20 protein-coding genes are annotated in these 26447 nt (G+C 46.2%); 11 read left to right on the top strand and 9 right to left on the bottom strand.

The genetic code is table 11. The features are described 5' to 3' along the window. Nucleotides 1-308: 308 nt before the first annotated feature. From ACESTD_RS02755 to ACESTD_RS02765, 3 genes are all read right to left on the bottom strand, one after another. Entirely contained in the window at nt 309-1910 is a 1602-nt protein-coding gene (locus ACESTD_RS02755) for a SusD/RagB family nutrient-binding outer membrane lipoprotein (protein ID WP_005834583.1), read from the bottom strand. Between the two features lie 15 nt (nt 1911-1925). Beyond that, nucleotides 1926-5015 carry a SusC/RagA family TonB-linked outer membrane protein gene (locus ACESTD_RS02760; protein WP_005834581.1) on the bottom strand — a complete coding sequence of 1030 codons (3090 nt, stop codon included), beginning with the start codon at nt 5013-5015 and terminating at the stop codon, nt 1926-1928. A gap of 716 nt (nt 5016-5731) precedes the next feature. Continuing rightward, on the bottom strand, nt 5732-7537 hold the full coding sequence (locus ACESTD_RS02765) for a long-chain fatty acid--CoA ligase (RefSeq protein WP_117922853.1): 1806 nt from the start codon (nt 7535-7537) through the stop codon (nt 5732-5734). A gap of 217 nt (nt 7538-7754) precedes the next feature. Here ACESTD_RS02765 and ACESTD_RS02770 point away from each other — a divergent pair, with 217 nt between their 5' ends. Together ACESTD_RS02770 and ACESTD_RS02775 are read left to right on the top strand one after the other, a co-directional pair. After that, a complete protein-coding gene (locus ACESTD_RS02770; RefSeq protein WP_373158662.1) occupies nt 7755-8372 on the top strand; it encodes a porin family protein in 618 nt (205 codons plus the stop codon). A 90-nt stretch (nt 8373-8462) separates the two neighbouring features. Then, a complete protein-coding gene (locus ACESTD_RS02775; RefSeq protein ID WP_117588744.1) occupies nt 8463-9533 on the top strand; it encodes a M20 family metallo-hydrolase in 1071 nt (356 codons plus the stop codon). Between the two features lie 7 nt (nt 9534-9540). Here the strand turns inward: ACESTD_RS02775 and ACESTD_RS02780 are convergent, their stop codons facing one another. The 4 genes from ACESTD_RS02780 to dut are packed head-to-tail and all read right to left on the bottom strand — an operon-like array spanning nt 9541 to nt 13788. Continuing rightward, entirely contained in the window at nt 9541-10842 is a 1302-nt protein-coding gene (locus ACESTD_RS02780; protein WP_005830365.1) for a murein hydrolase activator EnvC, read from the bottom strand. Nucleotides 10843-10891: 49 nt separating this feature from the next. After that, the gene (locus ACESTD_RS02785) at nt 10892-11479 is read right to left on the bottom strand and encodes a DUF4292 domain-containing protein (protein ID WP_005830366.1); all 588 of its coding nucleotides are present in this window, start codon (nt 11477-11479) and stop codon (nt 10892-10894) included. Then, nucleotides 11457-13307: a tetratricopeptide repeat protein gene (locus tag ACESTD_RS02790; protein WP_272221693.1), complete on the bottom strand. Its 1851-nt coding sequence runs from the start codon at nt 13305-13307 to the stop codon at nt 11457-11459. The genes ACESTD_RS02785 and ACESTD_RS02790 overlap by 23 nt, the downstream gene beginning before the upstream one ends. Nucleotides 13308-13353: 46 nt before the next feature. Beyond that, nucleotides 13354-13788: a dUTP diphosphatase gene (gene dut / locus ACESTD_RS02795; protein WP_025831605.1), complete on the bottom strand. Its 435-nt coding sequence runs from the start codon at nt 13786-13788 to the stop codon at nt 13354-13356. A 212-nt stretch (nt 13789-14000) separates the two neighbouring features. On the opposite strand from dut, the gene ACESTD_RS02800 reads away from it, so the two are divergent. Then, a complete protein-coding gene (locus ACESTD_RS02800) occupies nt 14001-15329 on the top strand; it encodes a deoxyguanosinetriphosphate triphosphohydrolase (protein WP_373158661.1) in 1329 nt (442 codons plus the stop codon). Nucleotides 15330-15357: 28 nt separating this feature from the next. On the opposite strand, the gene ACESTD_RS02805 is transcribed toward ACESTD_RS02800, so the two are convergent. Both ACESTD_RS02805 and ACESTD_RS02810 read right to left on the bottom strand, forming a co-directional pair. Continuing rightward, complete coding sequence (locus ACESTD_RS02805) at nt 15358-16335, bottom strand: GNAT family N-acetyltransferase (protein ID WP_117588746.1); 978 nt, start codon at nt 16333-16335, stop codon at nt 15358-15360. A gap of 43 nt (nt 16336-16378) precedes the next feature. Then, nucleotides 16379-17197, bottom strand: coding sequence for a 1-acyl-sn-glycerol-3-phosphate acyltransferase (locus tag ACESTD_RS02810; protein WP_329779234.1), 819 nt, complete (start codon nt 17195-17197; stop codon nt 16379-16381). Nucleotides 17198-17412: 215 nt separating this feature from the next. Here ACESTD_RS02810 and ACESTD_RS02815 point away from each other — a divergent pair, with 215 nt between their 5' ends. The 8 genes from ACESTD_RS02815 to ACESTD_RS02850 all read left to right on the top strand — a co-directional run bounded on the left by ACESTD_RS02815 (nt 17413) and on the right by ACESTD_RS02850 (nt 26396). Continuing rightward, the gene (locus tag ACESTD_RS02815) at nt 17413-17916 is read left to right on the top strand and encodes an RNA polymerase sigma factor (protein WP_057097758.1); all 504 of its coding nucleotides are present in this window, start codon (nt 17413-17415) and stop codon (nt 17914-17916) included. Between the two features lie 376 nt (nt 17917-18292). Next, nucleotides 18293-18796 carry an RNA polymerase sigma factor gene (locus tag ACESTD_RS02820; RefSeq protein WP_005830374.1) on the top strand — a complete coding sequence of 168 codons (504 nt, stop codon included), beginning with the start codon at nt 18293-18295 and terminating at the stop codon, nt 18794-18796. Nucleotides 18797-18964: 168 nt separating this feature from the next. Next, complete coding sequence (locus ACESTD_RS02825) at nt 18965-20386, top strand: glycoside hydrolase family 125 protein (RefSeq protein ID WP_085931532.1); 1422 nt, start codon at nt 18965-18967, stop codon at nt 20384-20386. 522 nt (nt 20387-20908) lie between these two features. Further along, the gene (gene mraZ, locus ACESTD_RS02830; RefSeq protein ID WP_005834563.1) at nt 20909-21385 is read left to right on the top strand and encodes a division/cell wall cluster transcriptional repressor MraZ; all 477 of its coding nucleotides are present in this window, start codon (nt 20909-20911) and stop codon (nt 21383-21385) included. Nucleotides 21386-21395: 10 nt separating this feature from the next. Continuing rightward, a complete protein-coding gene (gene rsmH, locus ACESTD_RS02835) occupies nt 21396-22316 on the top strand; it encodes a 16S rRNA (cytosine(1402)-N(4))-methyltransferase RsmH (RefSeq protein ID WP_057097771.1) in 921 nt (306 codons plus the stop codon). A gap of 9 nt (nt 22317-22325) precedes the next feature. Further along, nucleotides 22326-22676, top strand: coding sequence for an FtsL-like putative cell division protein (locus ACESTD_RS02840; RefSeq protein ID WP_005830386.1), 351 nt, complete (start codon nt 22326-22328; stop codon nt 22674-22676). An 87-nt stretch (nt 22677-22763) separates the two neighbouring features. After that, a complete protein-coding gene (locus ACESTD_RS02845) occupies nt 22764-24902 on the top strand; it encodes a penicillin-binding protein (RefSeq protein WP_373158660.1) in 2139 nt (712 codons plus the stop codon). 45 nt (nt 24903-24947) lie between these two features. Next, the gene (locus tag ACESTD_RS02850; RefSeq protein ID WP_057097761.1) at nt 24948-26396 is read left to right on the top strand and encodes a UDP-N-acetylmuramoyl-L-alanyl-D-glutamate--2,6-diaminopimelate ligase; all 1449 of its coding nucleotides are present in this window, start codon (nt 24948-24950) and stop codon (nt 26394-26396) included. Nucleotides 26397-26447: the final 51 nt, after the last annotated feature.

A 26447-nucleotide genomic window follows, 5' to 3' on the forward strand; every position in this document is an offset into this window, starting at 1 on the left:
GTAAAAGCGCAGGTTATTAGTTAATTATTCTAAACCAAGTCAGTTCAGTCGTATACTGAATGCAGCGCATTATAATAACACTGATAATCAAGAAGCTGCAAAGCGAGTACAAAACATCGATAAATTACAACAAATTATTAAAATATCATTGTACTCACTTCGTAGCGGATACATAAAAGAATTTGGGTACGGTGACCCTATATCAATATAACATAAGGAGAAGTATGAAAAACAGATTTCATACTTCCCCTTAAAAAAACATGCTTCAAAAAGTCCTCATCACTTAATCTCTATGATAATAATGCGGATTAGAAGTTCGGTTTATCTACATCCCAGAAGATGCGAGTACCGCCATTGTCCGGTCCGCCCAACATTTCGACGGCTTTGGCATAACCGGTAGGATTATTGCCTTTTTCATTGATGGTGAAGGGTAAACGGCGTGGGCCAAGATCTGTATCAATCTCACCTTGACTGTAGTTCACCATTACCGGGAATAATTTGGGATAACCAGTGCGACGTATCTCAGCCCAGCCATTCATACCTTCAGGATAAATAGCAATCCAGCGTTGTGTGGCAATCTTAGCAAATTTTTCCTCGTTACTCAAAGACTCGTCCCATTTAGCAGTCACCTTGCTCTGGCCTTCAATGCTGGCAGCGGGAATAACGGGGTCTACATACGCTGCAGCAGTAGTCGTACTGCTTAAATAATCGCCCACAGCGGCTCCCCATTGTTCGAACGATGTCCGTATACCCTTTTCATACAAGCTCTGAGCGGTGCCCTTACCATTTACATCCCAACCACGCAAAGCAGCTTCGGCTTCCAACAAAATGGTTTCGGCAGCAGTTGCCAAAATAGCAGGAGAGGTTTCTGTCAAGTTGGGTCGACTTACAATCGCCTTATAGGCATCCGAAAACCCTTCTTCTTCCAGTCCTTTAATACCAAGACGAATACCAAAATATTCACTCTTGCTGTTCTGTGTAGCATACTTATCAAGACGCGCATCGCCCATACCAGACAAGATAGAAGGAATATTAGCACCTAAAACACCATCTCCATAGTTGAATGCAATACCGTAAAGCGGATTGACATAACCGTTTCCTGCAATGCCGAAATTAGCATCATTGGTTTCAATCAATCCATTACTATCGTTCATGGCAGCTTCCGCCTCACTTTTTGCCCAAGCAGCATCATACTTCACAATACGCATGGCCAAACGCAAACGAATGGTGTTACACAACTGCGCCCATTTGTTCAAGTTACCTCCATAGGCATAATCAAACATCATAAACGAAGCCACATCCTTTTCTTTAGCAGTACGCAGCACGTCTGCAGCTTCTTTCAATTCTTCAAAGAATTTTTTATAAGCATCCTGTCCTGAATCATACTCACCACCAGTAGCCGATTCGCCATAGTGAGAATAGATAATACATCCGTATTGGTCGGCAAGACGCGACATAGCTATTACGCGGCAGATGGTATTGATAGCCTCGAAATGGGCATACGTCTCCATATCGTCTTTGCACTTGTTGGTGATTTTCAAGCTTTCCACCATTACGTTTCTATAAGCATAATCCCAACAGTTGTCATTCCATCCTGCATTCATGGCATAGGTCACATTACTTACATTGCCGGCAAATGCAGTAGCCGTACTGATATAGCCTGACCACAAATCGGCATTCAAATTTTGAATAAGCTGATATTCCCATACATTGACACCTGCATTTTTATTATAATAGATAGACTGCATCATGGGAATGAAGTGCATACCAATGTAGTTGTTATCTTGTTTTAGTTCTTCATCGCTCACTCCCTTCGGATTAGTGTTCATATCCTCGAACGCTCCCGTACATGCCGAGAATAAGGTAGCTGCCAGCAGCGCTACAGCTGTAAGTCTAAATATATTTTTCATAATCATATCTACTGTTTAAAAATTAACTTTCAAGTTGAACCCAATCGAACGGTTGGTAGGCATACCAAACACATCAACTCCTTGCAGACGGTTGCTGGTAGAAAGCATGCCATCAGGATCATATGGAGCATTGTTCTTGAAGAAGAACAGGTTGCGGCCTACAAGTGAAACCTGTGCGTTCTTAATGACACCAGTCTTTGCCAACCAAGCCTGAGGCAGACTATAGCCAATGGAAAGTTCGCGCAAACGTATGTTGGTAGCACTGTACATATAATGCTCGGTCACACCCGCACGGCCACCAACCTGATTATAGAAGCCTTCCACATCTGTAATTTGACGGCCTTCCAGCATCACGTAACCACGGTCACGAGCATCACCCGTTGCCTTGCTTACTCCCTGCTGATCGAGGTCGGCTTCCGTCAAAGACATCACTTCACCTCCAAAACGTCCATCAATCAAGAAGTAAAGAGAGAAGTCCTTCCACGTGATTGTATTGCTCCACCCCAAGTTAAAATCAGGAGTAGAATTACCCAGTTTCACCGGATTTGTCTTATCCACCAATGGAAGTCTATCACTATCTTTTTGTCCTTCTTTTGCAGGTTCATACTGAATATTGCCTTTTTCGTCACGTACAAAAGTAGTACCGTAAATGTCACCAAACGAACCACCTACTTCTAAACGACTCCATACATTGTTACTTTCGCCACCGCTAAATGTAAAATAACCAAAGTCATCACCAGCCAGTGCCTTTGCTTCGTTCTTATTGGTTGCAAAATTAACACCGGTTTTCCAGCGGAAATCCTTAGTCATGACAGGAGTTCCATTCAACATAACTTCGACACCGGTATTCTGAATATCACCGGCATTGATGTAATATCGGGCGTATTGTGAACCTGACGGAGCATCCAACGTAAAGAGTTGATTCTTTGTATTAGTCTTATAATAAGTGAAGTCGAACTCCAAGCGGCTATTGAAAAAGCGCCACTCAGTACCAAACTCAATGGAAGTAGTCATTTCCGGTTTCAGTTCTGCAAACGGAGCTGTACTGTTGAAATTGATGCTACCACTCTTTGTAATGGAGTTGAGAGGATTTGAAGTATAAGTATTCAAACCGTTACCCACCTTTGACCATGCACCGCGAATCTTACCTAAATCAATCCAAGAAGGTAATTTCAATGTTTCGTTCAGCAACCATGTCACACCTACTGACGGATAGAAAAAGCCTTTGTTTTTGTATTTGGTAAATGCCAATGTTGAAGTCCAGTCGTTACGTGCTGTCACGTCCACATAAATCTGATCTTTGAAGCCTACCTGACCGGTGAAGAACACACTCTGGCTTTGAGTATGGGTTTTCCAATCGGTCAATGAGCCCTTGTTCAAGGAGCAGTTCTGCATAGTGAATACGTTGGGCACAGAGAGTATACCCGGATAGGAATCGAAACCTGTACCGTTTCCTGTATAATCGTTGATGCTGGCACCTACCGAAGCATTGACACTGAAGTTAGTGAATTGCTGTTGATAAGTAAACAAAACATCCCCATAAGAAGAAAGGCTACTTGATTCACCGTAGATGTAACGACCGTTAGTTCCTGTTCCAGCCGGATTCATACCACACAACACCGGGCTGGTACCTGCATACATACGTGTATTATTCTTGTCTACAACATAGTCGGCACTACCACGAGCCTGTATACTGAACAGGTCATTGAACTTATACTTCACACTCAGATTCAACAATGTACGATAACGGGTATCCTCATTCGGAACCTTATTAATCAACCAATAGGGATTCTGCTCCATATCAGTACCTTGAGATTTATACCAGTTCTGGTCCATTATGTTACGACCGGCATTAAGAATCTGATAATTATCTTTGTAGTAGTTAAAGTCCTTTCCACCTTCAACACCACCACGCGGGAAGTGATAAAGACCTACCAAAGGATTCATGTAATAACCTCCCGAAGTAGTACGGTTGTTCCCCCTTTGATACATCGCATTGATATTGGCATCAACAGTCAGTTTGTTATTGAGGAAGTTGGCAGTTTCGCGAAAATTGAAATTATGCTTCACCAAGCTATTACCTTCCACCACGCCCTTGCCGTAAGTATTAGCATAGGAAAAGTAAGTTTGCATAGCTTGCGAACCCATGCTCAACGAGAGCGAGTTGATAGTAGTGACACCTGTTTTGAAGAAATCGTCTGTATAGTCGGGACTACCTTTGATATCACTGCCCCAACTGGTTGACACACCCGTATAGTGATTCTGGAATTCGGGAATACCGTATGCAGCTATATCGAAAGTGGTGCTGGTATTGAAACTGATACTGGCGCGTCCTTCCTTGCCCTTCTTAGTGGTAATAATCACCACACCATTGGCAGCCGAACTACCGTAAAGTGCAGCAGCGGCAGGGCCTTTCAATATGTTCATGCTCTCAATATCATCGGGATTCAGATTGGAAATACCGTCGCCACGGTCGTAGTTACCACTGTCGTTGTCTCCGCCGATAGTAGTTGAGGTATTTTCGTTGGTAGATGAACCGAACGGTACACCGTCTATTACATACAACGGCTGGTTACTTCCGCTTACCGAACGGTTACCACGGATAATCACTTTGGAAGAACCTCCCAAACCGGAAGAACTCTTATTAATCTGCACACCTGCCGTCTTACCGGCCAATGCATTCATCATATTGGGGTCTTTCACACGTGCCAGTTCATCACCGTTTACCACCTGGGTAGAGTACGTCAGTGATTTTTCTTTCTTTGCGATACCCAATGCCGTTACCACCACTTCGTCCAGCAATTTGGCATCATTCTTCAATGTGACTCTTATCGTCCCCGGAGTGACGGGAACTTCTTGTGTTATCATACCTACGAAAGACACTTGCAGGATTTTCGCACCTGCGGGCGCATCTGTAATAGTGAATTTGCCGTCTAAGTCTGTTACGGCTCCGGTAGTGCTTCCTTTTACCAATACGGAAGCTCCGATAATCGGTTCATTGTCCTCAGCTGAAATAACGATACCGGTAATGGGGGAATTTTGGGCTGCTACCCAACCGATGGCTGCCAGCAGGCAAACCAAGGTCAGCATAATTCTTTTTTTCATAAGCTGTTTTTCGGAAAATAAATATTAGATTAAATATGTGTTAAGTTAATAAACAGATTCTCGGAAATCTGTTATCCCGATCGGCCAGTTTGATTGGCTGTTCCTCTCATTTCTTCTTTGTATGCTTCATAGGCTATTAGTATGTTACGGTTAATATTTAAGCTTATCCAAATGTCTTTATTCTGCAGATTTCTTTCAAGCTCTCGTATATAAAACCGGGGGCACAACCGCAACCCTATCGGAAAAGGATGATTTATTTGCTAATAAAAGTTAATGAAGAAAAGCTGCTGGCAGAACCGGTGCTTTATTGCATGGTTTTAAGCAGATTACGGCATCACCCTTCTCTCCCTCGCCTAAGAGTGAGTCTTTCATTATCTACAAGAGAACTCTCCCCCGGCACCGCGACAAATTAACCTCTCCACTGCGACAAACTAACTATTTTCTCGCATCTCATTATTCTTATCACAGTCATGTTAGTTTCTTACAACAGCTGTATTCTTTTCTTATAACAGCTGTGTTCTTTTCTTACAACAGCTGTTGTAAGAATAATAAGAAGCATAAAAACTGCCAGTCAGCAGTATACAGATGATTAGTTTCTCGCAGTGCAGGGGGTAGTTTCTTTCTGTTCAGAAGAAGGAGATAAAAAACAGACCGTCCGGCCCGGAATGAAAAAGATTCACCCCAGGTCGGACGGTTATAAACAAAAAAACAAAGTTTTATTCTTCGTACATCTTATCAATCAGCTCCTTGTAGTTCTTTGCCACAACAGAACGTTTCAGCTTCAGCGTATTCGTCAGTTCCCCACGCTCCATACTGAATGGTTCCGGCAGAAGCGTGAAGCGCTTCACTTGCTCGTAATGGGCGAACTGTTGCTGCAAGGTATCGATACGGGCACGGAACAACGCTTGTATCTTGGAATGTTGCAGTAACTCATCCATATTGTTGTATGCAATGCCTTTCTCCTTGGCATAATCCTTCACAAAGCCATAAACGGGAACTATCAAAGCGGAAACAAACTTACGCTCATCGGCAATGACAGCAATCTGGTCAATGTAACGGTCAATAGCCAGCTTCGTTTCCAATGCCTGCGGCGAAATGTATTTTCCGTTGGAGGTCTTGAACAAGTCTTTGATACGCTCCGTCAGATACAGATGGCTATCCTTCAAATAACCGGCATCACCCGTGTGGAACCAACCGTCACGGTCGATGGCAGCAGCCGTTGCCTCCGGTTTCTTGTAGTAGCCGGTAGTGATAGTCTTACCACGAAGAAGTATCTCGTTGTTCTCGCCAATCTTCACCTCCACATCAGGCATCACCGTACCTACGGAACCAATCTCATAGCCTTCGTTGAGGAAGCAGGAAACGGTAGCCGTAGATTCCGTCAGACCATAGCCCACCACCATGTTTATACCTACAGAATGCACAAACTCGCAGATTTCATCGGGCACAGCAGCACCTGCCGTAGGAAAGAAATTACCGTTCTCAATACCTATCGTCTTCTTCAGCAGAGCATAAATGGTCTTTTCGTAGAACTTGTATTTCAGATGAAGCATCATCGGAGGAGTCTTTCCTTGGCGCAAATAATCAATGTTATGCGTCCTGCCCACCTTGATGGCATCCAACATCATCGCCTTACGCAGACCGGTTTCCTGGGAAATCTTCTCCTGCACACCGGCATAGACTTTCTCCCAAAAACGGGGTACACTGCACATCAGTGTAGGGCGTATCTCTTTAATAGTAGTTTGGATATCTTGTGGACGGAGATTGATGCAGACCTGCACTCCCCGATGTATACAAAGGTAGGTCCATGCCTTTTCGAATACATGGGTCAGCGGAAGGAAGTTCATGGAAACATCCTGGTCTGTCATGAAAGGCAATCGGATATCATGAATGCGGAAAGCCTCTCTATAATTGAAATGATGGAGCATGACACCTTTCGGCTCACCGGTAGTACCGGAAGTATAAAGGATATTGGCGAGGTCATCATCTGAGGCAGCTGCTGTACGTTCTTCTACAATGGCATTGTGCTGCAACTCTTCATCCATTGCCATAAATTCATCAAAATAGATGGAAGTCATGTCGCGCGGATCTTTCACCACAGCACGGTCGAAGATGATGAGCTGCTGCAGAGACTGGCAAAATCCGAACACGCTGAAAGCGGCATCGTACTGGAACTGCTCGCCTACAAACAGATAACGTATCTGTGCATCGTTGATGATATACTGTGCCTGGGCCGGTGAGCTGGTAGCATACAAAGGTATAGTCACCGCCCGGTTGGCGAATGCACCGAAATCAGTAAAGAGACATTCGGGTTTATTCTGCGAGAAGATACCGATATTCTCTTGTGGCTCTATTCCCAAAGCCACCATTGCATTGGCAGTCCGGCGTACAGTCTGTGAGAACTCTTTCCAAGAGATGGGTATCCATTGTGCAGTTTCATAGTCCCTGTATTTCAGGGCTATTTTGTCTCCATACTTCTCTGCCTGGCGATGCACCAGGACAGATAAATGATGATAAGTCATAACTTTTGATATTGGTAAATACGGTACAAAGGTAGTGGTTTCATTTGAAACTAATTTGATATTAGCGGGTAATTATTCAAACTTTACCTTTAAAGTATCCGACCATCCGTTAGCAAATTATCCACAAAAGATACTTTCTTTACCATTAAAACAATAGAAACATATTAAATATCTATATATTTGTGGTGATATACAAACTAAATCAAATTCAATGAACATGAAAAAAGTATTGCTTTTAATGGCTATGCTGACCATAGGTTTAGCAAGCATCAATGCTCAAGACAACCTCAGATGGGGAGCAACAGTCGGCATGAACTCCAGTAACTTCTCCATTACCGGTTTCGACAGTAAAATAGGCTTTCATGCTGGGGTAAAGGCTGAAGTAGGATTGCCTCAAATTTCAGAAGGAGTCTACCTCGATATGGGTGCATTACTTACGCTGAAAGGAGCCAAAATAGACGGAGGCTCTGCTGCTTCTATCAAGTTCAATCCCTACTACCTGGAAATTCCTGTACACATTGGCTATAAATATGCAGTGAATGAGAACTTTGCCATATTCGGCAATGCCGGTCCTTATTTAGCCATCGGTCTTTTTGGCAAAGCCAAGGCAGAAGGAGATATTCTTGACGAATATGAGTTTGATGATAACTCCACCAATGTATTCGGGGATGATGCCATGAAGCGTTTTGATTTCGGTCTCGGATTAAAAGCCGGAGTCGAATTCAGTCAGAAATATCAGATTTCCATCGGTTATGACTGGGGACTGTTAGAGAACATTAAAGATTCAGGCAACAAAAACCGCAACTTGATGATATCACTCAGTTGCTTCTTCTAAACAATATTGAAAAAACAGAAAGGACGTCGGTTTGGCGTCCTTTTCATTTTTTATCCGTAAGTTTGCGGCCAGATTATTTATTTACCGAATATGATTTACGATATACCGACTTTAACTTCCGAAGCAATCGGATTGCTCAAATCACTGATAGCCATTCCTTCCTTGAGCCGCGACGAGGAGAAGGCGGCAGATTATCTGCAGAACTATATCGAAATGCAAGGCATGGCAACAGGACGTAAAGGCAACAATGTATGGTGCCTCAGCCCGATGTTCGACTTAAAGAAACCGACCTTGCTGCTGAATTCCCATATCGACACCGTAAAACCCGTCAACGGGTGGCGGAAAGATCCTTTCAAACCAACGCTGGAAAGTAATGGAAAGCTCTACGGGCTGGGCAGCAACGATGCCGGAGCCAGTGTAGTCAGCCTGCTGCAAGTATTCCTGACATTGTGCCGCACCACTCAGGCCTACAATCTGATATATCTTGCCTCGTGTGAGGAGGAAGTATCAGGCAAGGGGGGAATAGAATGCGTATTGCCGGAACTCCCTCCCATACAGTTTGCCATTGTAGGCGAGCCGACAGAGATGCAACCTGCCATTGCAGAAAAAGGATTGATGGTGCTGGACGTAACTGCTACCGGAAAATCGGGACATGCTGCCCGAAACGAGGGAGATAATGCTATATATAAGGTATTGGATGATATTGCCTGGTTTCGTGATTACCGTTTCCCAAAAGAATCTTCCCTGCTGGGTCCCGTGAAGATGAGCGTAACCATGGTAAACGCCGGTACACAGCATAACGTCATTCCCGACCGTTGTACTTTTGTCGTAGACATTCGCAGCAACGAGTGTTATAGCAATCAGGAGCTATTCGATGAAATACAGAAACACATCACGTGTGAAGCCAAAGCCCGCTCCTTCCGGCTAAGCTCTTCACACGTAGCTCCGGAGCATCCGGTAGTGCAAAAGGCTATTACCATGAAACGTACTCCTTTCGGCTCACCGACCTTGTCCGACCAGGCACTGATGCCATTCCCTTCTCTGAAGATGGGACCGGGGAAAAGTGCCCGTTCACACACTGCCGATGAATTTATCTTTGTCAAGGAGATAGAGGAGGCGATAGGGATGTATCTGGAGCTGCTGGAAGGAGTAAAAATTTAAATTATCATTATCTGTTCAGCCACGGCTCCGGATTCAGTTTTTCCTTCTCTTTCCTCAATTGGAAGTGTAGCACCGTACGACCATTGTCGGCCCCATCCGAGAAGATTTGTCCGAGAGTCTGTTTGGTGGCAACATCATCGCCCTGCTTCACCGAGGCCGATGACAAGTTGCAATAGACTGATATATAATTCCCGTGACGGACAAGGATATTGAACAGTCCGTTCAGTTTAAAGACAGCCGCCACTTTACCATTGAAGATGGCACGGGCTTGGGCACCCGGTTTCCCTTGTATATCAATGCCCTTATTGTCCAGCTTGACATTGCGCAAACCTTCCACAGAATACTGGCCGTAATGGCTGGTAATGATATACGCTCCGGTGATGGGCATCGGCAACTTACCGCGATTATTAGCAAAGTTCCCTGATAATTCACGGTCTGCCTTACTCATGGAGTAAGTTTCCAAAGGCTGTGCCTTCGGCTTTGCGGGCGTAGAGGCAGTTGCCGTTTTTTCGGTTTTCTCACCAGCCTTTTTACGTGCGGCTGCCTCACGGCGCGCTTCTTCTGCCGCACGCTTACGCGCTTTCTCTATTTCTTCCGCTATCAGACGGTCAATGCGTGCATTGAGCTGATTGGCTTCACGGCGTTTCTTATTCAGTTCGTTCTGCAATCCCCGCTGTTTCTTTTTCAGATTGGCTACCAACAACTTTTGTTCCTTCTCCTGCGCTTCCAGCTTGACTTTCTCCTCTTCACGTTCTTTCAACAATCCTTCCTTGGCAACCTTCACTTGCTGAAGCTCAGTCTTCTTACGGTTCACCTGCTCCTGCTTTTTCAACACTTCCTCGCCTTGCAGGCGCTGATAAGTAGCATATTCACGTACATAGCGCATGCGTCGATAGGTCTGTGCCAGGCTCTTGGCAGAGAAAATGAACATCAGCTTCTCTTCAATGGAGCGGTTCTTATACAAATATTGAACGGACGATTCGTATTTCTTCTTCTTGTCCCTTAGGTCACGTTGCAGGCGGGTCAACTGACGTTCTAATGAAGACAACTCGCGCTCTATGGATTCCACATCATTATTGATAGTCAGAATATAGCGTTTGCGCTCTTCTATCTGTCCGGTCAGTGCAGCAAGACCGTTCAACTGGCTTCCCACATCCTTCTTGGTGGTTATCAACAGCGTTTCCGACTCTGCTATCTGTTTCTGCAAGGCACCACGCTTGCTTTCCAGTTCCTTAATCAGCTTGTTGGACTGGGCAAGGAGCGGAGAAACCGGCAAAAGGAGGAGAAAGAAGAGAAGGAGAAGCTTCATAAGTTATGAGTTATAAGTTATGAGGGATTATCTGACAATTATCAACTAATCAAAGGTCCATCAGCATTTCCAGCAGTTCTTCCAGCTCCACCTCTTTATATTTCTGTGAGAGCTGGGTAGGAGTCAGTGCAAAAGGCTTATCCGAGAAGTTGGAAAGTTCAATCTTTCCCTTTTCCAGAGAGGGTATCCCGAGTTCCTTGCCGGTAAGCACCTTCTTGCCATTGGGTTTGGAAGCAGCATAAAGCAGTTTCTCCAAATGGGCAAAATCCGCCTTCTTGGGCAGCACATCCTTCAGTTCCTTACGTGTTGCACGGACATAACGTTTTCCCATACGGTCTACCAACAGAATCTCATCCGGGGTGACTTCCATACGTGCCACCTCCGTACGAAGTATCGGCATCAGAAAGGAAATCTGCATGCATTCTTCCTTCTTCAACTTCATCGTACCGTTCACAGTAAGGGTGGCATCTTTATGGGGTACCGTCAGCTGCACTTTGGAGGAAAGGCAGGCAGATTCTCCGGACAGAGAACTTGAGTGACGCGAAGTCTTGCAACCGGCAAGCCCCACAGCCAGCAACAACAGCAAGGACAATAGGCGGCACGTCCTTGCCATATCATTCAGCAGGTTTAGTTTCATCTGATATATATTTCTTTTTTTGTATTTTCTGTTTCAACGTATCAGAGCGATTGCCCTTATCCCAGGCTTGTTTCCAGTATTTCAAGGCACCTTCCGCATCGCCAGTCATGTAATAGATATCTCCGCAATGTTCCAAGACCACGTCACTGCTATCTTTATCATTCTTTATCGCCTCATCTATGTAGAGACGCGCCTCGGCATAATTACCTTTAACAAACAATATCCATGCATATGTATCGAGATAGGTGGAATTGTTCGGCTCGGCTTTCACTGTCTTGTAGCTCATCTCTTCCGCCTTGTCCAAGTCGCGGCGCTCCACGGAAAGATAATATGCGTAGTTATTCAAGGCACCGATGTTTGAAGGATTGTACACCAAAGCGGAATCATAAGCCGCATAAGCTTCCGCATGCAGATTCTTGGTGTGATAAGCATCACCGATAATGGCATAAAAATCTGATACGACCTCCTTCTTGCTGTCGTCCTTGACGTGCGACAAAGCCTTTTGACAGATGGCAAGGGCATCATCCGTCCGTTCCGCCTGGTTGTAGGCAATGGCCAGATAGAAATAGAACTCCAACATATCGGGATTGGACTCCACACCGGCTTCGCACAAATTCATTATTTCCTTGTAATCCTCCTGGCGCACAGCTTCCCCCAGCAATGTCATACGAGCCGCTGTGTTGGTAGGGTCTATCGCCAGAACCTGGCGCAGAACCGGTCCAGCCTCCTTGTTCATTCCTTTGGAAAGAAGATATTGGGCATACAGCAAAGGTAATTGCGCCTCATCGGGCTCCTGCTCCATGATACGGTTGAAGAGCGTAATGACACGTGTGCTGTCCTTGCCTGCCTGCTCGTTCTGCACGATGAACTGCCGCATCACATTCAGTTTGGTGTCCGAAGCCACTTTCTTGTTCAGCAACAGCGTGTCCAATTGCTGTTCATACAGCCCCTTCTGTCCGGTCTCTTCGTAGTAAGAAGCCAATGAGTACATGGCCATTGCATTGTCCGGCTCTTCGGCCAGCACCTTCTTGTAAATCTCATAAGCTTCCTGCTTTTTCCCGTTCTGCATATAGACATCCCCCAGCACTACTTGATAGCGCATATCGTTGGGATACTCTTCTACCAGACTTTCTATTTCATGAAAGGCGCTCTTGTCGTCCTTCTTTTGCAGATAGATGCGGAACTTCTCCATACTGAGCTGTTCATTCTTGCCCATCCGTTCCTCGAGCTTGTTCAGTATACCGATAACTTTGTCATACTCTTCCTGGCGGTTGTAAATCTCCAGCAAGTTGTATAGCGGGTCCAGCTTATCCGAGAAACGTACCGCCATATTTTCCAACAAGGCAGCGGCTTTCTCCGTTTCGTTTTGCTGCATATACAGATTGGCAAGTCCCTGGGCATACCAGTAATTATGGGGAGCATTCTCCACCGCCTTTTCCAACGCGGCTTGTCCCAACGGCACCTGCTTGAGGTACATATAATACTGGGCCATCTCATACAAAGCCGATGATGCGTTCGGGTTTATCGTCAGGCAATGTTGCAGGACATCGAAAGCCGCATCATAGTCTTTCTGGACTTTCAGACGGGCGGCTTCAAGAAAGAAGTAGTCGTAACGGCGCTGCTGTTCGGGGGTAAGCTCCTTTACGGGCGAAACGTCGGCTTTCTTCGACTTCTTCCGTTTCTTCAATTCCTTCCGTGCCTTTTCAGACCGACCGTACCCGCTCATTTTCTCCTTAGAAGCTTGAACATTGGCAGCCTGCACTCCGTACGTAGTAAAGCAGAAGGTACCTATCAACAACGCAAGTATTATTTTTACTCTGATTCTCATCTATTTAATTATAAATTCTTAACCCGTAAAACGGAACAATATCCATTCATTTTTTACCCGTATGCCCGAAGCCACCGGCACCGCGCTCCGTCTCATCCAGCACTTCCACTTCCTGCCAAAGAGCTTGTTCGTGACGCGCTATCACCATTTGTGCAATCCTCTCCCCATCTTCGATGACGAAGGTTTCTGCAGAAAGGTTGACGAGAATAATACAAACTTCACCACGGTAATCGGCATCAATCGTTCCAGGGGAGTTCAGCACGGTAATCCCCTTCTTAATGGCCAATCCGCTACGCGGACGCACTTGCGCCTCAAATCCTTCCGGAAGAGCGATATAAAGGCCAGTAGGCACCAGACACCGCTGCATCGGAGCCAGCGAAATAGGTTCATTAAGGTTTGCACGGATATCCATTCCTGCAGACAGCTCAGTGGCATAAGCCGGAAGCGGATGCTTTGATTTATTGATGATTTGTACGTTCAACATGATGTTATTTACGATTTGACGATTTACTATTTACGATTGGGGCTACTTCTATTCTTACAATTCGAGTAATTCAAGTTTCGCAATTCATCTTCCTTTTACTATAAACTTGGGCGAAAATACGGCTTTTTATACAAAATAGTGATACATTTGCAGTTAAATAATAGTAACTTCAATCGTAAATAGTAAATCGTCAAATCTCAAATAACATCATGATGAATTGGAATACGCTCATATCTGCCAAACGCTTCGGACTGGAAGAGTTTCACCAGGAACGCCATGAAAACCGCTCGGAATTCCAACGTGACTATGACCGCCTTGTCTTCTCTGCCCCCTTCCGCCGTCTGCAGAACAAAACCCAGGTATTCCCTCTTCCCGGTAGTGTATTTGTCCACAACCGATTGACACACAGCTTGGAAGTATCATGCGTAGGCCGCTCATTAGGCAACGATGTATCGAAAGTTCTCATTGCCCGCCACCCGGAACTGCAAGGCAGCTACCTCACCGAAATAGGCTCCATAGTTTCGGCCGCCTGCCTGGCACACGACTTGGGAAATCCTCCTTTCGTACATTCGGGAGAACGAGCTATTTCCACCTTTTTTTCTGAAGGAAAAGGAATGTCCCTGAAGGGCCAACTGACACCTTCCCAATGGGAGGACCTTACCCACTTTGAAGGGAATGCAAATGCGTTCCGCCTGCTTACCCACCAGTTTGAGGGAAGGCGACAGGGAGGATTTGTACTCACCTACTCCACCTTGGCAAGCATCGTGAAATATCCCTTTTCATCGAGTCTTGCAGGCAAAAAGTCAAAATTCGGTTTCTTCATCACAGAGGAAGAAAGTTTTCGCCGCATAGCAGAAGAGTTGGGTATGGAGAAGCAGAACGATGCCCCGTTGAAATATGCCCGCCACCCGCTGGTCTATCTGGTGGAAGCCGCCGATGACATCTGCTACCAGATGATGGATATTGAGGATGCTCACAAACTGAAAATTCTGACTACACAAGAAACCAAAGAGTTGCTTCTTTCTTATTTCTCGAAAGAGCGCCAAGCACACCGGCTCAAAACGATGGAGATAGTAAGTGACACCAATGAACAAATAGCCTATCTGCGTTCCAGCGTTATCGGACTGCTTATCGGCGAATGCGTGCAAGCCTTTGTAGACAATGAAGAAAAGATTCTGAAAGGAGAATTTGAAGGAAGCCTCATCAACCATATATCCGAGGTACCAGCCAATGCCTACAAGCACTGTGCAGACATCTCCCTGAAGAGGATTTACCGTTCACGCGATGTACTGGACATTGAACTTGCCGGTTTCCGCATCATCAGTACCCTGCTCGAACTGATGATTGACGCCGTGCGTTCTCCGGAAAAGGCATATTCGCAACTGCTCATCAATCGCGTATCGGGCCAGTACAACATAAAAGCGCCTGCACTCTACGAAAGAATACAGGCGGTATTGGATTACATCTCCGGAATGACGGATGTATTTGCACTCGATTTATATAGGAAAATAAACGGGAATAGCTTGCCAGCGGTATAACAGACGACAAACATTCCTCCGGATAGTCCTATGATACAACCTTATTTGCTCCCGACGTAAGCTTGCACGCCTCCGGTTCGCTCGCTATGAACGACTCGATGTGGCGGATGCGCTTTTCTGCCAAAATCTCGTCCACGGCAATCAGGATACCCGTTTCCTCCACATCTCCAAAACCGTAATTGATGGCTGTACCGAACATACGCATGGTAGGGCTAAGACTCATATAGGCATTCACCAACGGGGGAATATTGTACCCCGCCTTACGGATTTCACAATTCAAAATCTTATAGTCTTCCTTAAAAGAGTCTTTACAGAATAGAGCATCCAATTCATTCTCGTCCGACTCCAGAAGCAACGGTTTCATCGGAGTAATCAGGTTGTCCTTATCCGCAAAATGTTTCCGAAGGAAATAAAGAATCTTATCACGGCTCTGACGATGATAGCTGGGATACATAGTCACCTTTCCGAAGAAATACTTCACATTGGGCATGACTACGGTCAGTGCGCCCAAACCATCCCACAGATTATCCAACGCGAACAGCCCCTTGCTGTCAGCACGCGTAGACTGATACTCCAACGTAACGAACGAACGTCCCAACTCAATGGTCGTAGGAAGATAGTCCTTCAAAAATTTATCCGAAAAGTTAAACATATGGGCAGTTGCCAGAATAGGGGCACCATGTTCGTCAAAACGCACATCCGTACCTAAGATATAACGGTATCCACCCAAAATTTCTTCAGCTTCCGGATTCCAGACAATCAACTGCTTGTACGGATTGTCCATGATGTCATATTCGTCAATATCCATAGACTTGCCCGTTCCTCCTCCCGCAGCGCGGAACGCAATCTCGCGCAAACGGCCGATCTCCTTCATGGTATTCGGAGAGTCTTGGGCAGTAATGATATATATCTGGTTATGACTTCTATTGGTCATGCGCAGGCGCTTCTCCTCAGTCAACTCCGCTTTCAACAGCTCCTTGCTTATCGGTGCAATTACATCTTCCATATTTCTCTGTTAGTAGTTCTTCTTTTATATAAATACGGTCTCTCTACAATTTATATACAATATCCTTCACATATTGCGCCCATCCGGCCGGGCTTTTCGATTTGTCGAAAGTTTGCCAGGGGATAGGCTTCCCTATGGTGATGGTAAATGTTTTATGGCGATTCTTCAGCATTTCATCTGCCAGGTAAAGCATGGCGATATTGAACTTGATGCCCAACATCTTACAAAAATTGGCAAGATTATAAAAGAAGTTGGAGTTCCGCCCCTCGAAGTGGATGGGAACTACATCACGGTGGGCTTCGACACTCTTCACGATAAAGGTCTTTTTCCAATCCAAGTCACGGATGACCCCATTCTGCCTACGTGAACAAAGACCTGCGGGAAACATGATGAGCTGATTGTCCGAAGCAAATCCCGCCTCCACCATTCTCGGGAAGTCTTTGGCCTGCTTTCCCGTCTTGTTGATGGGGATACAGAGCGGTGCCAGTCCGTGCAGGTTCATCAGCAGGTCGTTGACCATATATTTCACCTTGCCGCCATAAAAGGAGCCCAGGACATAACCCAACGCCACTCCGTCCTGCCCACCCAGGGGATGGTTGGATACAAAAGTATAAAGCCCTTCTTTAGGCAGATTCTCCTCCCCCTTTACCACAATATCGGCATCAAGGAACTCCAGACAAGCTTTCAGAAAATCCACACCGACTTTATCTTTCGACTCCCGCAAAAAGACATTCAATTCCTCTTGATGAACGATATGCTTCAAATAAGAAACCACGAACTTGGGGATATACTTAGACTTCTTCGGAGCCTTTTCCCGAAGTATCTTGTCTATGTCAATCAAAAATAAAGAGTCGTCAGCCATTCTTCTTTTGATGAAATGAATGCGCAAAATTAACTCATCTTTTTAATTAATCGCAAAAAAATGACAGAAAACTGCACCCGAAATCTATCAAATAGCACCTAAAAACTGTCAATTGATAGTTTTTCCCCTAAAGTGTGTTTGAAATCCGTCTGCCTGAAAGAGAAAACTTCCGTAAACTTGCAATATCAAGATTAACGAAAAAAAACATAGCACATATGAACAATATAACATTTAAAAAAGACCTGCTCGGAGTTCAAGACGATTTATTGCGTTTTGCATACAAACTTACTTCCGACCGTGAAGAAGCCAACGACCTCTTGCAGGAAACATCCCTGAAAGCTCTGGATAACGAAGAGAAGTATACGCCCGATACTAATTTCAAAGGATGGATATACACCATCATGCGCAATATCTTCATCAACAATTACCGCAAAGTGGTGCGTGACCAGACTTTCGTGGATACCACGGACAATCTCTATCACCTGAACCTGCCGCGCGACGCCGCTTTTGAAAGCACAGAAAGCGCATATGACCTGAAAGAGATGCACCGCATTGTCAACTCCCTTCCACGGGAGTACAAGATTCCCTTCTCCATGCATGTCTCCGGCTTCAAATACCGCGAAATTGCAGAGAAGCTAGGGTTGCCCTTAGGCACGGTAAAGAGCCGCATTTACTTCACCCGCCAAAAACTACAACAAGACTTGAAGGATTTTGTTTAAGCACTCAGCATATAAAACCAGTGATTTCCATAAATTAAGAAGAGTACAGATTTTAGTTGTATCAAAAGAGAGAAAGGCAGGCCGGGACAATCCCGCGTCTGCCTTTCATGGTCTCGCCCCTTGTATTTCGTACACAAACTCATTCAAGCCGTTACGCTTTGCGATAATATTATTTACAAAAATCAGGATAGCAATCTCTGGCTACATCCCACTTTTCCACCTATCCGAGGCACTGAAAGCTAACCAAAGCCACCCGAAAACTGCCAATTGTTAGATTTTACCCCAAAGAGAGTTTGATTTCCGTCTATCAAAAAGAGAAATCATCCGTAGCTTTGCATCATCAATAAAACGAACAATAATTTAAAAAACATCCATTATGAATAATAGAACATTTACCCAAGACCTACTCGGAGTTCAAAACGACTTATTACGCTTTGCATATAAATTAACCTCCGACCGCGAAGAGGCCAACGACCTGCTTCAAGAGACATCCCTGAAAGCTCTGGACAATGAAGAGAAGTACACACCTGATACCAACTTTAAAGGATGGATATATACCATCATGCGTAATATTTTCATCAACAATTACCGTAAAGTGGTACGTGACCAGACATTTGTAGATACCACAGACAATCTCTATCATCTGAACACGCCGCACGACCTCACACTCGACAGCACAGAAGGCGCCTACGACCTGAAGGAAATGCACCGCATTGTCAATGCCTTGCCACGTGAGTACAAGATACCTTTCTCCATGCATGTCTCCGGTTTCAAGTACCGTGAAATCGCAGAAAAGCTGAACCTCCCACTTGGAACAGTAAAGAGCCGCATCTTCTTTACCCGCCAGAAACTGCAACAGGAACTGAAAGATTTCAGATAAGAGAATACGGCAACCTAAGAATTGTTTATTAATTGGCCGGATAAAAAAGTAAATATGCTTATCTTTGGGCAATCATGGGACACAAACCAAGATACCTAAAGAAAAACCGAGTAATTAATAAACAACATGAAGAAACAGACAATCATTACAGCCTGCACATTTGCAGCAATGACAATGGCTACTCCTGCCGTTTTTGCCGTACAGCCGGCCATGAGTAACCACGTATGCGCCTCCGACGCTATCAAGAAAGACAACCGACCGGTAGAATCAAAACGACTGTTCCGTTCCAAAGCCGTAGAAGAACAAATTCAACGGATACAGCAGCTGCTGAAAAATCAGAAGCTGTCATGGATGTTCACTAACTGCTTTCCCAACACGCTGGACACCACCGTCCATTTCCGCAAGGACAAGAAAGACGGGAAGCCCGACACATTTGTCTACACCGGAGATATCCATGCCATGTGGCTCCGCGACTCAGGTGCGCAGGTGTGGCCCTACGTACAGCTGGCCAATGAAGACAAGGAACTGAAGACGATGCTTGCAGGAGTCATCAACCGCCAATTCAAGCTGATTAATGTAGACCCGTTTGCCAACGCCTTCAACGACGGCCCCATCCCCGACGGACACTGGAAAACCGACCTTACCGACATGAACGACGAGGTGCACGAGCGTAAATGGGAAATCGATTCACTGTGTTATCCGCTACGCCTTGCCTACCATTACTGGAAAACGACCGGTGATACAAGCATCTTCGATGCCGAGTGGATAAAAGCAATCCAAAACATCCTGACCACCTTCCGCGACCAACAGCGCCGTGACGGACGCGGTTCCTACCATTTCCAGCGGGTAACTGAACGCGCACTGGACACGATGACCAACGACGGCTGGGGCAATCCGGTGAAACCGGTCGGACTGATTGCATCTTCTTTCCGCCCTTCCGATGACGCCACCACCTTCCAATTCCTGATACCCTCCAACTTCTTCGCCGTATCTTCGCTGCGTAAGGCAGCCGAGATTCTGACTGAAGTCAATAACCGCCCGGAGCTTGCAAAAGAATGTACCGACCTGGCCGGAGAAGTAGAAACCGCCCTACGAAAATACGCTACCTACAACCATCCCAAATACGGCACCATCTATGCCTTCGAGGTAGACGGTTTCGGCAACCACCTTCTGATGGACGACGCCAATGTACCGAGCCTTATCGCACTGCCCTATCTGGGCGATGTGGACATCAACGATCCTATTTACCAGAACACCCGTCGTTTCGTATGGAGCGAGGATAACCCATACTTCTTCAAAGGTACGGCAGGCGAAGGCATTGGAGGTCCGCACATCGGCTACGACATGATTTGGCCGATGAGCATCATGATGAAAGCCTTCACAAGCCAGAACGATGAAGAGATTAAAACTTGCGTGAAGATGTTGATGGATACAGAAGCCGGAACCGGCTTTATGCACGAGTCTTTCCACAAAGACAATCCCGCCAAGTTCACCCGCGCCTGGTTTGCATGGCAAAACACATTGTTTGGCGAACTCATTCTAAAACTGGTGAACGAGGGCAAGCTAGACTTGCTGAACAGCATACAGTAAAAAAACATTTATCCCCCCCTGGATTCTGTGGATGAATGTAATAATCAACCACTCCAGGGGGAATATTATCACTCCTCCCTCCCATCATCTTCCGGTAAGTAGTAACGTTCACAAAATAGACGGGAAGTTAACAAAAAAAGTTTCAGAAGTTAATACTAAAACAAGAAAGAGTTAAGAAAGAGCTTTATCCCAAACTTTGGTTTTTCCAAACCAAGCCTGGGGATAGAGAAACCAAGTCTTGGTTTAGATATCCGCAAAGCTGGGAAAGAAGTTTCCCACCCAAGACACCATTCCACCAACAAGCGACTTTCAAACCAAAGACCGTCATCCTCAACCGAATCTTTTCAAAAGAGACTACACGAATCCCCCACCAGCAAAGCGTTTCAAAAGCAGCTTCATTATCAAATGAATAAGCTATCAACAAGGTGTTGAAAACTTCTTCCTAAGATTTTAGTTAAAAGATTGTGGGGAATTGTGGGGAAATGTGTATTTTTACCGTCACTTATTATAATAAGGTGAGAAATGATACAATTTTTAGGTAATATCGAGGCTAAGGCGGATGCAAAAGGAAGAGTTTTCATCCCGGCCACCTTCCGGAAACAGCTGCAAGCCGCTTCTGAAGAAAGACTCGTGTTGCGTAAGGACGTGTATCAGGATTGCCTGGTGCTCTACCCGGAAAGTGTATGGTTTGCCACTCAAAACCAACTTCGCTGCCGACTGAATAAATGGAACGCCAAACAACAAATGATTTTCCGCCAGTTCGTAAGTGACGCGGAAGTCATGACCCCTGACGGGAACGGACGCATCCTGCTCCCAAAACGTTACCTGCAAATGGCGGGTATACAAAGTGATGTCCGCTTCATTGGTGTGGACAACACAATAGAAATCTGGGCTAAGGAACGTGCCGACCAACCATTCATGAACCCCGACGAGTTCAGCGAGGCTCTTGAAGAACTGCTGGGAGACGAAAATATTTGTTGTGACGAAAATAAGCTATAAACAACAGATGATGAAAGAAGAAACAACATATCACATCCCCGTATTGCTGATGCCGAGCGTAGATGCAATGAACATCCGTCCGGACGGCACGTATGTAGACGTAACGTTTGGTGGAGGAGGACATTCGCGCGAGATACTGTCCCGCCTGGAAGACGGTGGCCGGCTGCTGAGCTTCGACCAGGACGAGGATGCGGAACGCAACATTGTAAACAACCCGCATTTTACATTCGTACGCAGCAACTTCCGCTACCTGCACAACTTCCTACGCTATCACGGCATCGAAAAAGTGGATGCCATACTTGCCGACCTCGGCGTATCTTCCCATCACTTTGATGACAGCGAACGGGGATTCTCCTTCCGCTTCGACGGGGCACTGGATATGCGTATGAACAAGCGGGCCGGCCTGACCGCTGCCGACATCGTGAATACCTACGAAGAAGAAAAGCTGGCCGATATTTTTTATCTGTACGGCGAGCTGAAGAACAGCCGGAAACTGGCATCTGTCATCGTTAAGGCACGGACTACGCAGAGAATTGCCACCATCGGCGAATTTTTGGAAATCGTCAAGCCACTCTTCGGCCGCGAACGCGAGAAGAAAGAACTGGCAAAAGTATTCCAGGCATTGCGCATTGAGGTAAACCAGGAAATGGAAGCACTGAAAGAAATGCTGTATGCGGCAACAGAAGCGCTAAAGCCGGGAGGCCGCCTGGTGGTGATAACCTATCACTCCCTGGAAGACCGTATGGTGAAGAATATCATGAAAACCGGCAACGTGGAAGGCAAGGCCGAAAAAGATTTTTTCGGGAACGTATTGACCCCGTTCCGGCTAGTCAACAACAAAGTGATTGTACCGGACGAGAAAGAGATAGAGCGCAATCCGCGTTCGCGCAGCGCCAAGCTGAGAATTGCAGAAAGAATAATGAATGATTAGTGACTAGCAATGGAAAAGAAGCAAGAAGAAAAGAATACGGAAAAGGTGAAAAAACGCACCTCACTGAAGAACATCATCGGAGGCGACATTCTGGCCACAGACTTCTTCCGCCGCCAAGCCGGATTGTTGTTCCTTATCATGGTGCTTATCATTATTTACATCAACAACCGTTACGAATGCCAACTGCAACTGATAGAGATAGACAATCTTAAAAAAGAGCTGATAGACATCAAGTACGATGCCCTGACACGCAGTTCGGAATTGATGGAGCGGAGCCGCCAATCGCGCATCGAGGAATACATCGCCACCAAAGAAAGCGATTTGCAGACTTCCACTAATCCACCGTACTTACTAAAATAATGGAGAATTGAGGATTAAAGTAATTTCAATAGTACATCGTAAATCGTTAAATCGTAAATAACATTGGCTGTAAATAAAAAAAACATAATGACCCGTTACTTCTTCGTCGTCCTACTCATGGGGTTGGTGGGGATAGCTATTGTTGTGAAAGGCGCCATGATTATGTTTGCCGAGCGACAGTACTGGCACGATGTAGCCGACCGCTTCGTAAAAGAGAATGTAACGGTGAAGCCCAACCGGGGAAATATCCTGTCCTCGGATGGCAAACTGATGGCAAGTTCGCTGCCAGAATATAAAATATATATGGACTTCATGTCCGGCGAAAGGGACGAGAAACGCCGCAAAAAGGACCAGCAGCGCAAGGATTCTATCTGGAAAGCCAATTTCGATTCCATCTGTATCGGGCTTCATCAGATTTTTCCGGACATCAGTGCCGCCACCTTCAAAAGCCATCTGCGCAAGGGGCGGGAGATGAAGAGCCGGAACTACAACATTCTTCCCAACCGCAACCGGCGCATCTCTTACATTCAGTATAAGGAAGCCAAACGGTTACCCGTATTCAAGATGAACAAGTACAGAGGCGGGTTCCACGAACAGATATACAACCAGCGTAAAAAGCCGTTCGGTTCTTTGGCAGCCCAAACCCTGGGCCGTCTCTATGCCGATACAGCCATGGGAGCCCGTAACGGCATTGAACTGGCCTTCGACACCCTGCTGAAAGGACGGAACGGTATTACCCACCGTCAGAAGGTGATGAATAAATACCTGAATATCGTAGACCTTCCCCCGGTAGACGGTTGTGACATCATATCCACCCTCGACGTAGGCATGCAGGACATCTGCGAAAAAGCCCTGGTGGACAAGTTGAAGGAAATCAATGCCAACGTCGGGGTAGCCGTACTGATGGAAGTGGCTACCGGAGAAGTAAAGGCCATTGTCAACATGATGAAAGCCGGAGACGGCAATTACTACGAAATGAACAGTAATGCCATCAGCGATATGTTGGAACCGGGCTCCACCTTCAAGACAGCCTCCATTATGGTGGCACTGGAAGATGGCAAGATAACCCCGGATACCGAGGTAGACACGGGCAACGGTATTACGAATATGTACGGCAGCAAGATGAGGGACCACAACTGGCACCGGGGAGGTTATGGAAAGATAGATGTGACACGTATTCTGGAAGTTTCTTCCAATGTGGGCGTCTCCTACCTCATCGACAAGCACTACAAGGATAATCCGCAGAAGTTCGTGGACGGTTTGAAGCGCATGAGCATCGACCAGCCGCTTCATCTGCAAATACCCGGTGAAGGGAAGCCCAACATCAAAGGACCCAAAGAGCGTTATTTTGCCAAAACGACTTTGCCGTGGATGAGTATCGGCTACGAGACTCAGGTACCTCCTATGAACATACTGACCTTCTACAATGCCATAGCCAACAACGGGGTCATGGTACGCCCCAAGTTTGTGAAAGCAGCGGTAAAGGACGGTGAGGTAGTGAAAGAATATCCTACGGAAGTAATCAATCCCAAGATATGCTCCGACCATACCCTGACACAAATCCGCGAAATCCTTCGGAAAGTGGTATCGCAAGGATTGGCAAAACCCGCCGGCAGCAAGCAGTTCTCTGTATCGGGCAAGACGGGTACGGCACAGATTTCACAAGGAGCCGCCGGATATAAGTCGGGACGGGTGAACTACCTTGTAAGTTTCTGCGGATATTTCCCCTCGGAAGCACCCAAATACAGTTGCATCGTTTCCATCCAGAAGCCTGGGTTACCAGCTTCAGGCGGTCTGATGGCAGGTAGTGTCTTCGGGAAAATAGCAGAAAGAGTTTATGCCAAAGACCTGCGTTTTGACATACGCAGTGCCATAGACAGTACCACCAATGTGATTCCTCCCGTGAAAGCCGGAGAGATGAACGAAGCACTCCTTGTACTGAATGATTTGAAAGTGCCCGTTCAGAAACAGTTCTCTGGACAAAAGAAAAAGGAACAGTGGGGACATACACAAGCTGCTCCGTCGGCAGTCATCCTGCAGGACCGGGAACCGGCCTCGGGCACCGTGCCCAGCGTGGTAGGTATGGGAGCGAAAGATGCTGTCTACCTTTTAGAGAGCAAAGGACTGAAAGTAAGGCTAAACGGCGTAGGACGGGTGAGGAACCAGTCCATAGCAAGCGGTAGCCGGATAGTGAAAGGACAAACCATAGCCCTGACACTACGTTAACATGAGAATAAACAAGATTTGGATATACACTATATATAATAAGGTATGAGATTAAGTGATTTGTTGCAAACAATACAGCCGGTCCGGATTACCGGAAATACAAGCATGGAGATAACGGGGGTGAATATAGATTCCCGCCTGATAGGAACCGGACATCTGTTCATGGCCATGCGTGGTACGCAGACCGACGGGCATGCCTATATTCCGGCTGCCATCGATAAAGGGGCTGTTGCAGTATTGTGTGAAGAATTGCCGGAAGAGCTTAAGGCCGGCATCACCTACATTCAGGTGAAAGACAGTGAAGATGCCGTAGGGAAAGTGGCTACCACTTTCTATGGTGACCCTACATCCAAGATGGAACTCATCGGCGTGACCGGAACCAACGGAAAAACAACCGTTGCCACCTTATTATATAATACTTTCCGCTATTTCGGCTACAAGGTCGGACTGGTTTCCACTGTATGCAATTACATCGACGACCTGCCCGTACCGACCGAACACACCACCCCGGACCCGATAACCCTGAACCGCCTGCTCGGAGAAATGGCAGATTCCGGCTGCAAGTATGCCTTCATGGAAGTCAGTTCCCATTCCATTGCCCAGAAGCGCATCAGCGGTCTGAAGTTTGCCGGCGGTATTTTCACTAATCTGACCCGCGACCATCTGGATTATCATAAAACGGTGGAGAACTACCTCAAAGCCAAGAAAAAGTTCTTCGACGAACTGCCAAAAGGAGCTTTCAGCCTGACCAACCTGGATGACAAGAACGGACTTGTGATGACGCAGAATACCCGTTCGAAGGTATACACCTACTCTTTGCGTAGTCTTAGCGACTTCAAAGGCAAAGTCTTGGAGTCTCATTTCGAGGGAATGTTGCTCGACTTCAACAATCACGAACTGGCAGTACGTTTCATCGGAAAGTTCAATGCCTACAACCTGCTGGCGGTATTCGGTACTGCCGTATTGCTTGGCAAGAAAGAAGAGGATGTACTGGTTGCCCTCAGCACGCTGCATCCGGTAACCGGCCGCTTCGATGCCATCCGTTCACCGAAAGGCTACACCGCCATTGTGGACTATGCGCATACTCCAGACGCCCTGGTCAATGTATTGAACGCCATTCACGGAGTGCTGGAAGGAAAAGGGAAAGTGATTACCGTTGTGGGCGCCGGCGGCAACCGCGACAAAGGCAAGCGTCCCATCATGGCCAAAGAATCCGCCCGCTTGAGCGACCGGGTCATCATCACCTCCGATAACCCGCGCTTTGAAGAGCCGCAGGACATCATCAACGACATGCTGGCGGGACTGGATAAAGACGACATGCAGAAAACCATCAGCATCACCGACCGCCGCGAAGCCATCAAGACAGCCTGCATGCTGGCACAGCCGGGAGACGTGATTCTCGTTGCAGGCAAGGGGCATGAGAATTATCAGGAGATTAAAGGCGTGAAACACCATTTTGACGACAAAGAGATATTAAATGAAATAATGTGCTGATATGCCAATGTGCTAATTGCCATGCGTCATGTAGGATATTCATTCCTTTAC

The organism is Bacteroides sp. AR20 (assembly GCF_964250605.1).
In the GTDB taxonomy this organism is placed as follows: Bacteria; Bacteroidota; Bacteroidia; order Bacteroidales; family Bacteroidaceae; genus Bacteroides; species Bacteroides uniformis.

Bases quoted from the DNA above. Each gene is read 5' to 3' on its own strand.
- ACESTD_RS02755 (WP_005834583.1), bottom strand. From the start codon at position 1,910: ATGAAAAATATATTTAGACTTACAGCTGTAGCGCTGCTGGCAGCTACC.
- ACESTD_RS02760 (WP_005834581.1), bottom strand. From the start codon at position 5,015: ATGAAAAAAAGAATTATGCTGACCTTGGTTTGCCTGCTGGCAGCCATC.
- ACESTD_RS02765 (WP_117922853.1), bottom strand. From the start codon at position 7,537: ATGACTTATCATCATTTATCTGTCCTGGTGCATCGCCAGGCAGAGAAG.
- ACESTD_RS02770 (WP_373158662.1), top strand. From the start codon at position 7,755: ATGAAAAAAGTATTGCTTTTAATGGCTATGCTGACCATAGGTTTAGCA.
- ACESTD_RS02775 (WP_117588744.1), top strand. From the start codon at position 8,463: ATGATTTACGATATACCGACTTTAACTTCCGAAGCAATCGGATTGCTC.
- ACESTD_RS02780 (WP_005830365.1), bottom strand. From the start codon at position 10,842: ATGAAGCTTCTCCTTCTCTTCTTTCTCCTCCTTTTGCCGGTTTCTCCG.
- ACESTD_RS02785 (WP_005830366.1), bottom strand. From the start codon at position 11,479: ATGAAACTAAACCTGCTGAATGATATGGCAAGGACGTGCCGCCTATTG.
- ACESTD_RS02790 (WP_272221693.1), bottom strand. From the start codon at position 13,307: ATGAGAATCAGAGTAAAAATAATACTTGCGTTGTTGATAGGTACCTTC.
- ACESTD_RS02800 (WP_373158661.1), top strand. From the start codon at position 14,001: ATGATGAATTGGAATACGCTCATATCTGCCAAACGCTTCGGACTGGAA.
- ACESTD_RS02805 (WP_117588746.1), bottom strand. From the start codon at position 16,335: ATGGAAGATGTAATTGCACCGATAAGCAAGGAGCTGTTGAAAGCGGAG.
- ACESTD_RS02810 (WP_329779234.1), bottom strand. From the start codon at position 17,197: ATGGCTGACGACTCTTTATTTTTGATTGACATAGACAAGATACTTCGG.
- ACESTD_RS02815 (WP_057097758.1), top strand. From the start codon at position 17,413: ATGAACAATATAACATTTAAAAAAGACCTGCTCGGAGTTCAAGACGAT.
- ACESTD_RS02820 (WP_005830374.1), top strand. From the start codon at position 18,293: ATGAATAATAGAACATTTACCCAAGACCTACTCGGAGTTCAAAACGAC.
- ACESTD_RS02825 (WP_085931532.1), top strand. From the start codon at position 18,965: ATGACAATGGCTACTCCTGCCGTTTTTGCCGTACAGCCGGCCATGAGT.
- mraZ (WP_005834563.1), top strand. From the start codon at position 20,909: ATGATACAATTTTTAGGTAATATCGAGGCTAAGGCGGATGCAAAAGGA.
- rsmH (WP_057097771.1), top strand. From the start codon at position 21,396: ATGAAAGAAGAAACAACATATCACATCCCCGTATTGCTGATGCCGAGC.
- ACESTD_RS02840 (WP_005830386.1), top strand. From the start codon at position 22,326: ATGGAAAAGAAGCAAGAAGAAAAGAATACGGAAAAGGTGAAAAAACGC.
- ACESTD_RS02845 (WP_373158660.1), top strand. From the start codon at position 22,764: ATGACCCGTTACTTCTTCGTCGTCCTACTCATGGGGTTGGTGGGGATA.
- ACESTD_RS02850 (WP_057097761.1), top strand. From the start codon at position 24,948: ATGAGATTAAGTGATTTGTTGCAAACAATACAGCCGGTCCGGATTACC.